General features: G+C 61.1%; 13 protein-coding genes. 4 read left to right on the top strand and 9 right to left on the bottom strand.

Annotated features, from left to right (window positions below):
* Positions 1–36: 36 nt before the first annotated feature.
* Positions 37–858 (bottom strand): transporter, encoded by an 822-nt coding sequence (locus tag MUN81_RS12805; RefSeq protein ID WP_245110932.1) that lies wholly within the window; start codon positions 856–858, stop codon positions 37–39.
* Positions 859–998: 140 nt separating this feature from the next.
* Here MUN81_RS12805 and MUN81_RS12800 point away from each other — a divergent pair, with 140 nt between their 5' ends.
* Entirely contained in the window at positions 999–1,925 is a 927-nt protein-coding gene (locus tag MUN81_RS12800) for an alpha/beta hydrolase (RefSeq protein ID WP_245110930.1), read from the top strand.
* Positions 1,926–1,959: 34 nt separating this feature from the next.
* Here MUN81_RS12800 and MUN81_RS12795 read toward each other — a convergent pair whose 3' ends face one another.
* The 4 genes from MUN81_RS12795 to MUN81_RS12780 form a co-directional block, all read right to left on the bottom strand.
* Complete coding sequence (locus MUN81_RS12795; protein ID WP_245110928.1) at positions 1,960–3,276, bottom strand: leucine-rich repeat-containing protein kinase family protein; 1,317 nt, start codon at positions 3,274–3,276, stop codon at positions 1,960–1,962.
* Positions 3,277–3,413: 137 nt separating this feature from the next.
* The gene (locus tag MUN81_RS12790; protein WP_245110926.1) at positions 3,414–4,073 is read right to left on the bottom strand and encodes a hypothetical protein; all 660 of its coding nucleotides are present in this window, start codon (positions 4,071–4,073) and stop codon (positions 3,414–3,416) included.
* A complete protein-coding gene (locus MUN81_RS12785) occupies positions 4,070–4,657 on the bottom strand; it encodes a hypothetical protein (protein ID WP_245110924.1) in 588 nt (195 codons plus the stop codon). The genes MUN81_RS12790 and MUN81_RS12785 overlap by 4 nt, the downstream gene beginning before the upstream one ends.
* 20 nt (positions 4,658–4,677) lie before the next feature.
* Positions 4,678–8,094 carry a UvrD-helicase domain-containing protein gene (locus MUN81_RS12780; protein ID WP_245110922.1) on the bottom strand — a complete coding sequence of 1,139 codons (3,417 nt, stop codon included), beginning with the start codon at positions 8,092–8,094 and terminating at the stop codon, positions 4,678–4,680.
* Between the two features lie 39 nt (positions 8,095–8,133).
* Here MUN81_RS12780 and MUN81_RS12775 point away from each other — a divergent pair, with 39 nt between their 5' ends.
* Entirely contained in the window at positions 8,134–8,586 is a 453-nt protein-coding gene (locus MUN81_RS12775) for a hypothetical protein (RefSeq protein WP_245110919.1), read from the top strand.
* Here the strand turns inward: MUN81_RS12775 and MUN81_RS12770 are convergent.
* Positions 8,583–8,999 carry a thioesterase family protein gene (locus MUN81_RS12770; protein ID WP_245110917.1) on the bottom strand — a complete coding sequence of 139 codons (417 nt, stop codon included), beginning with the start codon at positions 8,997–8,999 and terminating at the stop codon, positions 8,583–8,585. The two genes, MUN81_RS12775 and MUN81_RS12770, sit on opposite strands and share 4 nt — an antisense overlap.
* A 304-nt stretch (positions 9,000–9,303) precedes the next feature.
* On the opposite strand from MUN81_RS12770, the gene MUN81_RS12765 reads away from it, so the two are divergent.
* Positions 9,304–9,498, top strand: coding sequence for a cold-shock protein (locus MUN81_RS12765; RefSeq protein WP_068239330.1), 195 nt, complete (start codon positions 9,304–9,306; stop codon positions 9,496–9,498).
* A gap of 443 nt (positions 9,499–9,941) precedes the next feature.
* A complete protein-coding gene (locus MUN81_RS12760; protein WP_245110915.1) occupies positions 9,942–11,924 on the top strand; it encodes a DEAD/DEAH box helicase in 1,983 nt (660 codons plus the stop codon).
* A 134-nt stretch (positions 11,925–12,058) separates the two neighbouring features.
* On the opposite strand, the gene MUN81_RS12755 is transcribed toward MUN81_RS12760, so the two are convergent.
* The 3 genes from MUN81_RS12755 to MUN81_RS12745 form a co-directional block, all read right to left on the bottom strand.
* Positions 12,059–12,505, bottom strand: coding sequence for a PA2169 family four-helix-bundle protein (locus MUN81_RS12755; protein ID WP_245110913.1), 447 nt, complete (start codon positions 12,503–12,505; stop codon positions 12,059–12,061).
* Between the two features lie 191 nt (positions 12,506–12,696).
* Positions 12,697–13,965 carry an NAD(P)/FAD-dependent oxidoreductase gene (locus MUN81_RS12750; protein ID WP_245110911.1) on the bottom strand — a complete coding sequence of 423 codons (1,269 nt, stop codon included), beginning with the start codon at positions 13,963–13,965 and terminating at the stop codon, positions 12,697–12,699.
* 36 nt (positions 13,966–14,001) lie between these two features.
* The gene (locus tag MUN81_RS12745) at positions 14,002–14,880 is read right to left on the bottom strand and encodes an NAD(P)-binding domain-containing protein (RefSeq protein WP_245110908.1); all 879 of its coding nucleotides are present in this window, start codon (positions 14,878–14,880) and stop codon (positions 14,002–14,004) included.
* Positions 14,881–15,002 lie beyond the last annotated feature (122 nt).

The following is a 15,002-nucleotide window of genomic DNA, read 5'->3' as shown; positions in this document are numbered from 1 at the left end:
ACGCAGGCTTTTGGGGTGTCGTTATCCGAGGGCAGGCTAATTGCCGACTTTAAAGGTGAGGCCGGCGCCTACCGTAGTAGTGCCAGCGGCCGTGCCGCCCAGCACCTGCCCGGCCGTCACGTCGAGGCGCATGGCGGGAATGGGGCGGACGTAAAGGCCCGCCGTGGTCCCGGTGTTGAGGCCGGAACGGCCGTAGCCGAATGCTTCCACGAAAAAGCCGGCTTTCTGGCTCAGCGGCCCGTTCAGGGCCAGCGAGCCGAGGAACTGGCCTTTGCTGATGTCGGCAGTAGTGATGCCGGGCTGGCTGAAGCCGAAGTTGCCTTCCAGGCCAAACTGCTCGCCCAGCTGCTCGCTCACTAATAGGCGGCCGGCGGGGGCCCAGGTGGTGGCCTTGAGGGCCGCGCTGCCCGTGCCCGGCACGGCTGATTCTACCATGATGGCGACCTGGGTGCGGGTGTCGTAGTTGGGCGAAATCATGAGCTTGGTGCCGACAACCGTGGGGGCGTAGCCCCGGGCCTCTACCGGGCCGGCCTCGGTGGCCATAATGGCGCCGTTGTGGCGGTAGCCCTGCGTCACGCGCAGCTCCATGCTGTTGAAAAAACCGATGCGCAGGGTGGCCGCGCTTAGGCTCTGGGCCAAGCTACTGCCGCCAAACTGCCGCTGGAAGCCCGTTTCGAGCTGAAAGCGGCCGGGCTGCAATACTTGGGCGGTGATGGTTTGGCCGGGACGGTCGGCGCGAATGTTCCGCACGAAGGGGGCATCCACATTGGGGTTGTTTTCCTCGGCGGTGTTTTGGGCCAGGGTGAGGCCGGGGCTGCCCAGCAGGGCGGCGGCGGCCAGCAGAGTGGTCTTTCGCATGTTCCCCAGACCCGCCTCGCTACGGCATGGTTCATTTTGGGTTGCGTTTTCTTAAAATTTATTTGAAAAATTATACTGCAATTTCATATTATGCCACTCATCGGCCATCATATAATTTTCTGCGTACAATTGCCCTGCTTATGAAAAAGTCCTTTATCCTCGGCATATTAGCCCTCGCCGCTACTTCTGCGGGCCACCTCCGCGCCCAGCAAAATCTCCCGCTCTACACCGGCACCATTCCTGATTCCAAGCCCAGCGCGGTGCAGGAAACCAGCCTCACGCTGGCCAACGGCGGGGTACGCATTTCCAACGTGGTGCAGCCCAACCTCACGGTTTTTGTGCCGCCGGCGGGCACGGCCAATGGCACGGCAGTCATCATCTGCCCGGGCGGCGGATACACGCGCCTGTCCATCGACAGCGAAGGCTACGACGTGGCCAAGCGCCTCAACGAAATGGGCGTCACGGCCTTCGTGCTCAAATACCGCCTGCCGAACGACCAAAGCCAGCCCGACAAATCCATCGCGCCCTTGCTTGATGCCCAGCAGGCCCTGCGCCTGGTGCGCCAGCAGGCCGCCAAATACAGCCTCAATCCCGAGCGCATCGGCCTGATGGGCTTCTCGGCCGGCGGGCACCTGGCGGCGTGGGCGGGCACGCAGTTTGCGCGCCCGGTGGCGGATAATCCCGGCCCGGTGTCGGTGCGGCCGGCGTTTCTGGTGCTGATGTACCCAGTCATCAGCTTCAGCGACACGCTCAGGCACGCCGGCTCGCGGGATAATCTGCTGGGCAAAACGCCCACACCGGCGCAAATTCGACAGTATTCCAACGAGTTGCAGGTATCGGCCCAGACGCCGCCCACCTTCCTGGTGCACGCGCAGGACGACAAAACGGTGCCCGTTAACAACAGCATCGTGTTTTACCAAGCCTGCCTGCGCCACGGTGTGCCCGCCGAGCTGCACCTCTACCCCAAGGGCGGCCACGGCTTCGGCCTCAACAATAAAACCACCAAAGACCTCTGGACCGACCGCCTGCGCAACTGGATGGACGCCAACGGGTGGCTTAGCAAGTAAGACTTAGCCTGCCGAGCCGCACGACGTTGCGTTTCTACAGCCTTGCCAGCACCTGCTGAATCTCGCCAAAGCAGGGCCGAGCGGCCACATCGGGCTGCTGGCATTGCTGCTCGAGCTGCTGGAGACTTGATGCCTGCGGGGAGCCCTCCGTTTCGGGGCAATGCGCCAGCAATTCCTGCAGCAGGCAGCCAAAGGCTCGCACTTCCAGCCGTTGCAGGGCAGGGGCGGCCTCGCCGTCGGGCGCGAAGAAGCTGGCCGCTCCAAAGTCGCCCAGCAGCGCATTGCCGTCGGCAGTCGTCAGCACGTTGTGGGCGTACAAATCGCCGTGCAGAATGCCCTGCGCGTGCAAATGACCGGCCGCAGCGGCAATGCCCTGCGCGATGTGAAGGGCCGTTTTCAGGGTGAAATGGGTGCCGGGGACGTACACGTCGCGTGTGCAGGTGCGCAGGCTGGGCGGCCCGGCTAGGTTGCCGAACGACTCGTCGATGAGTTCCAGGACCAAGCCCTCGGCGCCCGACGGATGCCCGTTCACTTTGCCTTCCACGGCAATCAGGTTGGGGTGGGCGCCAGCCTGTAGGCAGGCCAGCATCTCGCAATGGGGCAGCCCGTCGCTGGTCACGGCTCCTTTAAAGAGCTTCACGGCCACTTCCGCATCCTCAGAATTGGGCCGCTGCCACAGTGCCCGGTAGATGACGCCCGAAGCGCCTTCGCCCAACTGCTGTTCCACGGTCAGTTGCTCCCAATCAATCGGGCCGACGGTTTGCTGCACGTCGGCTTGCTTTTCGGCAAGGGCCGACAGCGGGTTGCCCGCGTAGGCCAGCCAGGACAAACGGGGCAGGGCCAGCAGCCACGGCGGCAGCGCCGTGAGGCGGTTGGCGGCCAAGCGCAGCAGCTCCAGCTTGGTGCACCGGGCCAGCGTTGCGGGCAGCTCGGTGAGCCGATTGCCGGCCAGCATCAGCTTCTGCAGCTGCGCGCAGTTGCCGATTTCCTCGGGCAAGGCTTCCAGCTGGTTGTCGGTGAGGATGAGCCAGCGCAGCTTGGGCGGCAGCGCGGCTCCGGGCAGCGTGCGTATCTGGTTGGCTTTGAAACCCACCATGTGCAATTCGGCGCACTGGCCCAGCACGGCGGGTACTTCGGTGAAGCGGTTGTCGGAGCAGAATAATACCTGTAGGTGGCGCAGGCGGCCCAGGGCGTCGGGAAGGGAGGACAGCGCGTTGCCGGTCAGGTTGAGAACTTCGAGGGTATCAGCGAGGTCAAATATCTCGCGGGGAAATTCGGTGAGGCCGGCGGCCAAATCAAGCCGCTTGTGGCCGTGGAGCTGCCCGGCGCGCAGCTGTTCGAGGGTATGCATGGGGGCAAAGGTCGGTAGTAAACCACCGGTCCGACCGCCCTAGGCGGCCCGACCGGTGGCCGTGAGCACGATACTCGCCCTCCCCGAAAACCGGTCGGACCGCCTAGGGCGGTCGGACCGGCGCACGTCCCCCTTAATTAATAGCTCTCCTTGCGGAAGCCCCAGGCGCGCAGCTCGGCCTCGAACGTGTCCGGGTAGTTGGCCTTGAGGGCGTACACCAGGGCTTGCAGCACCTTGCGCAGCTCCAGCTTGGCGGTGTCTTTCTGGCTCACGGACTTGCTCACTTTGCTGACCAGGCCATCGGTTTTGCTCAGCAGGTCCTGGTACTCAACGAAGCGGGTTTGCCAGAAGGACGTGCCGAAGTCGCGCTTGGCGAAGGGAGCCACGGCCACGGCGGGGAGCAGCAGCTCGCGCAGGGCCTTGAGGCGCTCGTTGCGGTCTGCGCTCAGGGCAAAGCCGCCGCTTTTGCGCGTTATCAGCCCGAAGCCGGGCAGGCGGGCATCGGTGCGGGCTTTGTCGTAGCCGCTGTCTTCGTTGATGTATTTTTTCAGAATGCGCAGGCCCTCATCGAACTGGTCGTCGAGCTCCTGCAGGCGCTGGCTTTGCGGGGTGCGGGCCGCGGCGGCTCCGCGCTTCTCGGCGATGGCGGCGCCGAAATCGGTGGCCAGCTGGGCGAAGTTGGCCTGCGTTTTCCAGCGCAGCGCAAACCAGGTTTCCTTGCCCCAGGCCTCGGCCACGAGCCGCGCGACTTCGGCCAGCGGGCCGTCTTTTTTGGGGATGAGGAGCTTGGGGTTCACCGCCGCGTCGACGGCAGGCGCGGGAGAGGAAGCCCCGGCCGAAGCGGGTTCTGCTTTTGATATAAGGAATAAATAATTCCCGCAATCAAACCGATAAATCCGCCAGCATAGCTGAAATTATGCATAGAACCGACGGCGATGTAATTTTTAAAATCAATAATATTTTCTGGGATAAACCAATTTTCGAATGCCTTTACTGGGTCATTTGCCAAAACCAAACGCCCGTAGACGAGACCAGCAATTTCTGTTACAAAAGCTGTAAACATGGTAATTAGGAAAGCCCTCAGTGTCACGCGGAGCATTTGTTTCCAAGTAGCATGAGTTAGCCCAGCCAGACATAAAATAAAGCCAATTGAAGCTCCCATCCACCACGTTGCTAGAAAGCCTACCACTGCCACCCAAAGTCTTGGATTCGTAAGATGAGCTTCCGGACCTTCAGCTGCGAGTTCAAATTGAATGAATTTGAATTTGGTGTAGTATTCTGGCGAAATTGTATAAGTTAGTTGGTCATGTACAGCTCCGTAAATACCACCAATTACCGGAGCCATGAGAACAATTAAAATCAATGTCAGGAATTTCCTCATAAGTCATTGAATGTAAATTCTCACACCTCCACTACCTCCCCCGTCCCGAAATAATAAATAATGCCCTTCACCTCCGTGTACCCCAGTTGCTCAAAGAGCGTGGCGTAATTCCGCAGCAGGCGCCGGTGTTTCTCCTGCGGCGGGGGCAGGCGGAAATCGAGCAGCGTGACCCGGCCGCCGAGGCGGTGGTGTTCTTCCAGGGAGGGTTCGAGTACGATGCGGTCGGGCTTGTAGTCGCGCAGCTTCACGCCGCCCACCAGGATTTCGCGCTCCGTTTCCACGCTCAGGTGCGGGGCGAAGTAGGGGGCCAGGCGCGGGTCGCTCACCAGCGTTTCGAGGCTGGCCACCAGCTGGGGCCGCTCGCGGGCGCTCAAGATGCCCTCGGCCACGAGCTGGCTGGCCACCCGGCCCACGTCGGCGGCCGTGAGCAGGCGGCGCAGGGCAAAGTGCAGCTTGCGGTTCCACTCGCCCTGCTCTTTTTGCTCGTCAAAATCGAAGAGGGTGGTGGCGTGGCGGCGCAGCTTGAGGCGGTCTTCCCAGGGCGCGGCGGCGAGGTTGGTTAGCTCGTAGTTGTTAGTTGTTAGTTGTCCGTTGTCAGGTTTTTTCTTGGCCGGGGAGCCTTTAGAAACCACGAAAGACACCTGCTCATCTTGCCACTCGCCGCGCTCTTCTAAATAGCCGTGCAACAGGTCGGCAACATTACGAGCTGGAGAGGCGCCGCCCTGCGGCTCTTTGCCTTCCTTCGAACTAACAATTGACAACGAAGAACTAGCAACTAAAGCGGGCTTTTTGCTGATGACGTAGAGGCGGTGGCGCGGCCGGGTGAAGGCCACGTATAGCGTGTTGAGCCCTTCGAGGAAGGTTTTTTCGCGCTCCTCGTCGTATTGGGCCGCCAGCGCCGTTTGCTGAATGCCTTTTTGCAGGCTCACTACTGCTACTTCCGGCATGTTTTCGAGGGGCTTTTCGCCGGCTTCCAGGTGGCCCCAGAGCAGGGTACCCCGGTGCGGCTCCAGGCTCCAGTCGGCAAACGGCACGATGACCACGCCGTAGGCCAGGCCCTTGGCCTTGTGCACCGTGGTGATGGTGATAGCAGCCCGCCCGCCCGGCGCGTTGATGCTGATGCGCCCCTTGCGCTCCTCCCAATAGGTGAGGAAGTTGCCCAGGTTGTTGCCGAAGCGCAGGCTGTATTCCAGCGTCAAATCGAGGAAGCGGAACAGGTAGTCACTCTCCCCGTTGCGCCCCAGCAGGCCGAAGAGGTTGAGCAGCCGCTCGGCCAGCTCGTAGAGGCCCAGGTTGCCGGTTTCCGCCTCGCGCACGTCGTAGCCCAGCGCCCGCAGCTCGTCGAAAAACGAGTGGCCGCCGGCCGCATTCGCCACCTCGGCAATGTGCCGGGCGCGCGCCGGCGTGGGGGCCAGCCCGCGCACCACCTTGTCCACGAGCAGCAGGGCTTCGGCCCGCGCCAGGGTATCGGCCGGCTGGTGCAGCACCCTGAGGATGCTCACCAGCAGGTTCACCACCTCGGCAAATTCCAGCGCCAGCGAGTCGGCCGAAATGATGGGGTAGCCCCGCTCTTTCAGGAACTTGGCAATGATTTTACTGGCGTAGCGGGTGCGGCACAGCACGGCGATGTCTTCCAACGCGTAGCCCTCGGCCAGGGCCTGCTCCACCAGCTGCAGGGTGAGGTAGCAGGTGCTTTCGTCGTAGCCCAGCACGGCCTCGGGCAAGTGGCCGGGGAGGGCCTCGGGGGTGTAGGCGCCGGTGGCCGCGTCGTAGCGCAGGGCAGGGGCGTCTTTTTGGGTGAAGAGGAGTTCGACGTGGCCCTGCTGGGCAGTGCTCTGCGACTCGGGCACCTGCTGCCCAAAGTAGTTGTCGAAGATGCCCGCCACCAGCCCCAGCGTGGCGTGCCGGTCGCTCACCGCCTTGAAAAATGCGTTGTTAAAGTCCACGATTTCGCGGGCCGAGCGGTAGTTTACCTGCAGGGCTTTGGGTTCGAGCACGGGGTCGAGGGTTTCGTAGCGCAGGCGCAGCAGCTCGCGCATCTCGGGCTCGCGGGCCCGCGCCACCAGGGCGGCCGTGTTGTGCTGGTGCAGGCGCAGAATCTGCTCCATCTCGCCCCCGCGCCAGCGGTAGATGGCCTGCTTGGCATCGCCCACGGCCAGGCTGCTGTGGCCGTTGGCCAGCGTGTTTTCCACCAGCGGCAGCAGGTTGTTCCATTGCAGTACCGACGTATCCTGGAACTCGTCAATCAGAATATGCTCGTACCGCTCGCCCAGTCGCTCGTACAGAAACGGCACCGGCTCGGTGAGCACAATGCTGGCAATGCGCCGGTTGAATTCCGAAATCAGCACCACGTTGCGCTCCCGGCTGATTTGCTCCACCACCTTGTTCAGCTCGCTCAGCAGCGAGGCGTGAAACAAGTAGGGCTGCATGGCCGCCAGCAGCACGTAGCTCGACAAATACGCCTCGCGCAGCTGCTCCACGGCCGCCACCACCGCCCGCAGCGGCTCCTTCACCGCATCCACGCGGGCGCGGTCGGCCTCGGTCTTTATTTTGCCGCTGTACCACTTGTCGTCGCTGAGCGTGGCGGCCACGTAGCTGTTCGGCCCGGCCTCCGGGGCTAGCAAGTCCACGCCCTTTTGCACGTACCCGAAAATGCCGCGCTTGCCCTGGAAAAAGTCGCCCTCCGCCACGCCGGCCTGCTCCAGCACCGCCAGCGCCGCCTCCCGCGTCTGGGCAAAGGCCGCCTCAATCTCCGCCCGCTTCGCCCGAATCTGCTTGTCCAGCCGCCGGAAATCGGCCAGCGTCAGCCGGCCGAGCTGCATCACCGCCTCCTGCACCGTCTCGTTAAACAGCGCCCGCCCGAAGCCCGCCAGCTCCTCGGGCAGCCGGCTCCAGCTTTTGCCCTCGTCGGCCTGCCCCAGCGCGTATTCGGCCAGAGTTTGGGAGAGTAGCCGGCTGTTGGGGTCGCGGTTCACCTTGTCGAGCAGCGCGGCCACCGCGCTTTGCAGCACCGCATCCGTATCCAATTCCACCTCAAACGTGGCCGGCAAGCCCAGCTCCCGGGTAAACGCCGTCACAATCCGCTGCACAAACGAGTCAATCGTGCTCACCCCAAAATCGGCGTAGTGGTACAGCACCAGCCGGAACGTCTCGGCCGCCCGCCGCCGCACCTCCGTCTCCGGCAGCTTCAGCTCGGCCGCGATGTCGGCCAGCAGCCCGTCGGCCTTCCCGCCCTCCGGGTACGCAAACCGCCGCAGCGCCCCCACAATGCGCTCCTTCATTTCCCCCGCCGCGTCGTTGGTAAACGTAATGGCCAGCACGCGCTTGAAATACGCTGGGTCGTCGGCGCCCAGCGTCAGCAGCAGGTATTCTTTCGTTAATTGGTACGTCTTGCCCGAGCCAGCCGAAGACGAGTAGATGCGGAAGGAGGGAGGCATATATATTTAGTTTTGCCAAACGGATTGATGACAAGTATTATGAAGACGGACAAACTACTTCTCGGTTTGAGTCTAATGTTGCTAGGATTTAATGCGGAAGCGCAAAAAACGTTAGTTAACAAGAAGCAAAAAGCTGCACCCGCTTCTGATTTTGCTGTACTGCCTTATCGGAATTCCAATTGGGAAATGATGGGCTTTGAGAAGGACGTAAAACAAGCTTCTCTTAATCAAGACGAATTGAATAAGGTGAATTTGTTTTTAGTTCGTGCTGCCCAAGACAACAAATTGAAGGTATACAAACGACAATACGTTTGTGTAATTGACCAGAAAGGGGACAAGTTGGTCTGGGTTAATTGTTTCTGTCAGGCATATGATAATGAATGGAGAACCAAGCTTTTCTTGGTTGATGATGGCGGCAACTGCTATTATAGCTTTATAGTGAATTTAACTACTGGTAAATACTATAACTTGCTAGTTAATGGCGAAGCCTAATCTGATTTAGGCCGTAGCCAACTTACCATCTCCGCCGTAACCCGCACCGGCCGGCCCCTCTTGGGGTCGAGCAGCACCCAGGTCGTTTCCGCCTCGCACAGCAGCACGCCGTCGCTCACGCGGCTGAGGCGGGTGTAGCGCAGCGACGTGGCCCCGCTGGTTTCGCCCACCCAAGTGCTGGCCCGCAGCGTCTCGCCCGCGAAAGCCGATTGCAGGTAGCGGATGCGGTGCTCGCGCACCACCCAAATAATCTGGTCGCGCAACTCAGGCGGGCAGATGCTTAGCCAATGTGCGCCGGCCACATCCTGCACCCAGCGCACGTACTCCACATTATTGGCATGGCCCAGCGCATCAATGGCGCTGGCTGGAACCTGGAACTCGTGCGAGAAAGCGTGGGCAGGCGCGTCGGGCATAGACAAGGAGGCGAAGAAAATGGGACTGAATCGGTGCGCGGGACACAAAAGAACGTCATAGCGGGCGCAGCGAGGCAAAGCACGAATGAAGCCGTTGCTTTCAATTCCAGGCAACCAAACCACTGGGCTGCGCTCTGTGGCGCCCTCTCCAACTTACGACAAGACGTTCTCAGCTAGCGCTCCAAGCCGTTGAAAAAAATATCTATGGACTTGGTCATTTGGAAATTCTGCCTATCTTTGACGCAACCTAAGAAACCAAGCCACGGTGGCCCAAACGCTTAGGGAAACTCCACAACCAACCACCATGCCCACCGGAACGGTAAAATTCTTTAATGACACCAAAGGTTTTGGTTTCATCAAAAACGACGAAACTGGCGAAGACATCTTCGTTCACATCAGCGACCTCCAGGTTAGCTCGATTCGCGAAAACGACAAAGTTCAATACGAAGTAGCCCAAGGCAAAAAAGGCCCGAACGCAGTAAAAGTATCGCTGGTTTAATTCAGCTCAAGCTTTGCAATCTAAGAAAGCCCGCCTTTGGTGGGCTTTTTTTTGTGCCCGGCGGGGAAGTAAGAACAAAGGGCAGAACGAAATAAGACGTCATGCAGACCGCAGCCGAAGCATCTCGCGTGCCACCACTAATCCTTTTTCAACGATTGGATTACTACCACACGCGAGATGCTTCGGCTGCGCTCAGCATGACGTTCTATCAAATTCTTATTCGCCACGCATTAGCATTTCCAAAATAAAAGTCCTACCTTTGCACCCGCATTTGAGGACGGCCTAAGTCCGCGCAAGCCCGAGAGAGGCGCTAACGCATTGGTCGCGTAGTTTTTTGGTTGTTTTTTCCCGCCTGATTGTGACAAGGTAGAAGGAGGGGAAACGTCGCTGAGTACGGCTGTTTTCAGAGCTAAGTCTCTTTTCCCCCCTTATCAACTCCACTCATGGAAGCTGAAAAAATTGTGGTTCGCTTTGACGAACTGAACCTCTCCGAGGAAGTACAACGCGCCATCACCGAGATGGGCTACGAGGAAGCCTCGGCCATTCAGGCCGCCGCCATCCCGGTGCTGCTTTCCGGCAAAGACGTTATCGGCCAGGCCCAGACGGGTACCGGCAAAACGGCTGCCTTCTCCATTCCCGCCATCGACAACATCGATACCGAGAGCAAAGACGTGCAGGTACTGGTGCTCTGCCCCACCCGCGAACTCGCGGTGCAGGTTTCGGGCGAAATCCAGAAGCTGGGCAAGTACAAGCGTGGCCTGATGGTGGTGCCTATCTACGGCGGCAGCCCCTACGACCGTCAGCTCCGCGCCCTGGAGCGCGGCGTGCAGATTGTGATTGGCACGCCCGGCCGGGTGATGGACCACATCGAGCGCGGCACCCTGCGCCTCGACAAAACCACCAAGATTATTCTGGATGAAGCCGACGAAATGCTCGACATGGGCTTCCGCGACGACATCGAGTTCATCCTGACCAAGATGCCCGAAGACCGCCAGACGGTGTTCTTCTCGGCCACGATGAGCAAGCCCATCATGGAGCTCACCAAGAAATATCAGCGCGAGCCGCAGATTGTGAAGGTGAACCACAAGACGATGACGGTGACCAACATCGAGCAGAGCTACTACGAGGTGCGCGGCCCCCAGAAAAAGGACGTGCTGACCCGTTTGCTCGACATGTACAACCTGAAGTCGACCATCGTTTTCGCCAACACCAAGCGCATGGTGGACGAAATAGTGGCCGACCTGCAAGCCAAAGGCTACTTCGCCGAAGGCCTGCACGGCGACATGGGCCAGCAGCAGCGCCAGAATACGCTCGATAAATTCCGTAAATCGACGCTGGAAGTGCTGGTGGCCACCGACGTGGCCGCCCGTGGCATCGACGTGGACAACGTGGAAGCCGTAGTGAACTACGACCTGCCCGCCGACGAAGAATATTACGTGCACCGCATCGGCCGTACGGGCCGCGCCGGCAAGTCGGGCAAAGCCTTCACGTTTGTGAGCGGGCGCGACATTTATAAGCTGCGCGACATCATGCGCTTCACTAAGGCCGACATCAAATTGGCGCAGGTGCCGTCGTTTGCCGACGTGTCGGAGGTGAAAACCACGCTGTTCCTGAACCAGATTAAGGAAATCATCGAGAAAGGCAACCTCGACAAGTACGTGGGCCGCGTGCAGCGCCTGCTCGACCAGGGCGATGAAATCACCTCGCTCGACATCGCCGCTGCGCTGCTGAAGATGACCATGAAAGAGGACAAGAGTGCTCAGCAGAGCCTCGACGCCAGCAAGGCGGCCGGTTCGGCCCGCCCCGGCTTCACGCGCCTCTTCGTAACCATGGGCAAGAAAGACCGGATTCACCCCCGCGACATCGTGGACCTGATTTCGGAATCGACCAACCTGACCGGTGCCAAGGTGGGCGACATCGCCCTCTACGACAAGTTCAGCTTCGTGGAAGTGCCCTCGGAATTTGCCGATGAGGTTGTGAGCAAGCTGGGTCGCACCAGCATTCAGGGCTCGCCGGTGAGCTTCAGCATTGCCACTCCGGTGCAGGAAGGCGAGGCGAAGCAGGAAGGCTTCAGCCGCGGCGGCCCCGGCGGTTTTGGCGGCGACCGTGAGCGTCGTCCTTTCAACGGCGGCGAGCGCCGCGAGGGCGGCTACGGCGGCGGCTACAAAGGCAACCGCGGTGGCGGCAGCTTTGGTGGCGGCGAGCGCCGCGAAGGCGGCTACGGCGGTGGCTACAAAGGCAACCGTGACGGTGGCAGCGGCTACGGCAACCGCCCCAGCTACGGCGACCGCCGCGAAGGTGGCACCGGCAAGTCGGGCTACGGCAACCGCCCCAGCTACGGCAACAAGCCCAGCTACGGCACCCCGCGCGAATACGAAACGCCCCGCACTCCCCGTGCGCCCCGCAACGAAGGCTTTGACGAATAGCCAACCGCTTTGTTAACTGGGCTATCCAGATTAGGTGACGATTTTACGTGTGACTATTTAGAAGAAGGTTAGAAGACAAAAAAGCCGCCCAATGGGCGGCTTTTTTGTTGCCTTAATAGGTAAGACAGAACAGCTTACTTCGACGAGTCCCGCAGCGCCTTGATGGCGTTGTGGGCTTCTTGCACGCCCTGGTACTGCTTCTCAATCACCGACTTGAGAGCCGAGGGCAGGTCTTGGGCTTTCAGGGCCGTTTGGTAGGCTTTCACGGCGTAGTCTTCGCCGCGCTCGCACTCGTTGAGAACAGCTTTGTTGTCTTTGCTGGTGAGGGCCGATTTTAGGTCAATCCAGGCGCGGTGCACGGTGCCGGTAATCGACGAGCTTTCGTCGGGCTTGAGGTCCAGCTTGAACATCTGGTCCTCGATTTCGGTGATGTAGCTGGCGCGCTGGGCGGCGTATTTCTTGAACGTGTCTTTCAAGCTGCTGTCCTCCACGTCAGTCATGGCGTCGGCGTAGCCTTTCTGGCCATCTTTAAGGGTTTCGACCAGTTCGTTGAGGAGGGCGGTGGTGGCTTTGGCTTCCATTGGAAAGAGAAAAGTAAGTTGGAAAGTATGCTCCGTTTACTGCCTCGGCTATGGGAAGGTTACAGACACCTGCGGTTGAACAGAAACGTCGTGCTGAGCGCAGTGGACGCACCTCTACTGCGCCAGTCTTTGGTTATTGCTGCGGTGGAGGTGCGTCCACTGCGCTCAGCACAACGTTCTTTGATTGTTCCTCAGTTTTTGTCTCTCAGCGCCATGGCCTGGCCGGCGAGGAAGCCGGTCGTCCAGGCCGCCTGAAAGTTGAAGCCGCCCGTGATGCCGTCGATGTCGAGCACTTCGCCGGCGAAATACAGGCCGGGTACCCGCCGGCTTTCCATGGTTTTGAGGTCGACTTCGTCCAGCATAACTCCGCCGCAGGTTACAAATTCCTCTTTGTAGGTCGTTTTGCCGCGCACGGCCAGTGGGGAGCGCAGCAGCAATTCCAGCAGGCGGTTTTGGGATTTGGCCGGGAGGTCGCTCCAGCGGGTTTCGGGCCCGATGCCAGCCTGCTCGGCGAGATTGCGCCACAGGCGCTGGGGCAGGCCAAACTGCGGGTTGGAAGCCACTACTTTCCTCCCGTTTTCCTGCCGAAACTGCTGCAGCCAGGGCCGCAGGGTTTCTTCGGTGTGCGTCGGAATCCAGTTGATAAGGGCCGTGCCTACGTAACCTAACTCGCTGAGCCGGCGGGCGCCCCAGGCCGATAGCTTGAGCACTGCCGGCCCGCTCACGCCCCAGTGCGTTACGAGCAGGGGGCCTTCGTATTGCAGCTTTTCACCGGCCAGTACCACGCGGGCGTGAGGCACGCTCACGCCCATGAGCTCCTGCAGCGGCGAGGCCGGCACGTTGAACGTGAACAGCGACGGCACCGGCTCGGCGATGCTGTGGCCCAGGCTGCGCAGCCAGTCATAGTTGGCGCTTTTGGGATTGCCGCCGGTGGCAATGAGCACCCGGTGGGCGTGCAGTGTGGGACCCAGCCCGGCCGCGCCGGTGCCGCTCAGCCGCAGGCGAAAGCCGCCCGTGGGCAGGGGCTGGATGTCGTCGGCGCTGGTGTTGGTTATTATCTGCACGCCGGCGCGGCGCGCGGCCTCTTCCAAGGCCCGGGCAATGGTTTCGCTCGAGTCGGTGGTGGGAAACATGCGGCCGTCGGCCTCGGTCTTCAGGGGCACGCCGCGCCGGGCAAACCAGGCAATGGTATCGGCCACACCAAAGCGCTGAAATGCGCTTTTGAGCTGCTTGCTGCCGCGCGGGTAGTGCGCCACAAGCTGGGCCGCGGTTTCGCAGGCGTGAGTCACGTTGCAGCGCCCGCCGCCTGATACGCGCACTTTGCTCAGCAGCTTGCCCGTTTTTTCCAGCAGCAGCACCCGCGCATGCGGGTTGGCTTCGGCACAGGCAATGGCACCAAAAAAGCCGGCCGCGCCGCCGCCCAGCACGGCCACCAGGGGAAGAGTAGCATCGGTTTTCACCGCACAAAGGTACGGCGGGCCTGCTTGGGCCACCTATTAGCAGTGCTCCAGCGCCGCCAGCACGTCGTCGTGCTGAAAAGTGTAGGGTACCAACGAACGCACCAAGCTGCTGTCGATGGTTTTGCCGCTCACGTTGTTCTCTTCTTTGAACGTGGGCGCTTCCAGCTTGAGGTAGCGCGCCGCCGCCGGGTAAAAATCGCGGCGCGGCGGGTGCTGCTCGGCGCACACGTTGAACGTGTGGCCCCACACGCCGTGCCGGATGATGGCCGAAAGCACGCCCACCACGTCGGTGAGGTGCACCAGGTTGACGGGCGCGTTGCCCTGCTCAAGCTCGCGGCGGCCCGCCAGGAAGCGGCCGGGGGAGCGGTCGGGGCCCATGAGGCCGCCGAGGCGCACCACTGTGCTTTTCCATTGCCCGTAGCGGGGCACAAAGTGGCCCTCGGCCCGCAGCACGTCGGAGGCAGCATCGCGGGTGCTCAGGGCGTCGGCTTCGCGCATCAGGCGGGGCTCGTTGGGATATACGCTGGTGGAACTCACGAACAGCACATGTGGCGTGCCGGCCGCAGCCACCGCCCGGTGCACCGGCCGCAGCAGCGAGGGATAGGCGCCAGCGGCCGCGGCCCGGGGCGGCACGTTCAGCACCAGCACATCGGCCGCGCGGAGCAGGCGCATGAGCAGGGCTTCGGCCGGGGCATTAAAATCGGAGCCCAGGCGCAGCAGATGCGACTGAATGCCAGCAGCCTCCATGCCGGTCAGGTTTTCGGGCGTGGTGGTGGTGCCCAGCACCTCGTGGCCAGCGGCGGCCAAGGCGCGGGCCAGGGCCATGCCCAGCCAGCCGCAGCCCAGCACTAATACGGTGGGGTGTTCCGCTCCAGATGTTGTGCTCGCGGAGCCCCCGGAATTGGAACTTGTCATGTAATCTCAACAATTAACTTGGCCTAATGGCCCGAAGGTCCGAAAAAAATACGTAATACTATATTCGGTAGGTGAATTGGTAGGCCCGCTGCCGGCGGCGGGTTGATGGCCGGGTTCTAGTA

The organism is Hymenobacter sp. 5317J-9, assembly GCF_022921075.1.
Classification (GTDB): domain Bacteria; phylum Bacteroidota; class Bacteroidia; order Cytophagales; family Hymenobacteraceae; genus Hymenobacter.
This window is presented reverse-complemented; position numbering and strand designations above follow the sequence as displayed.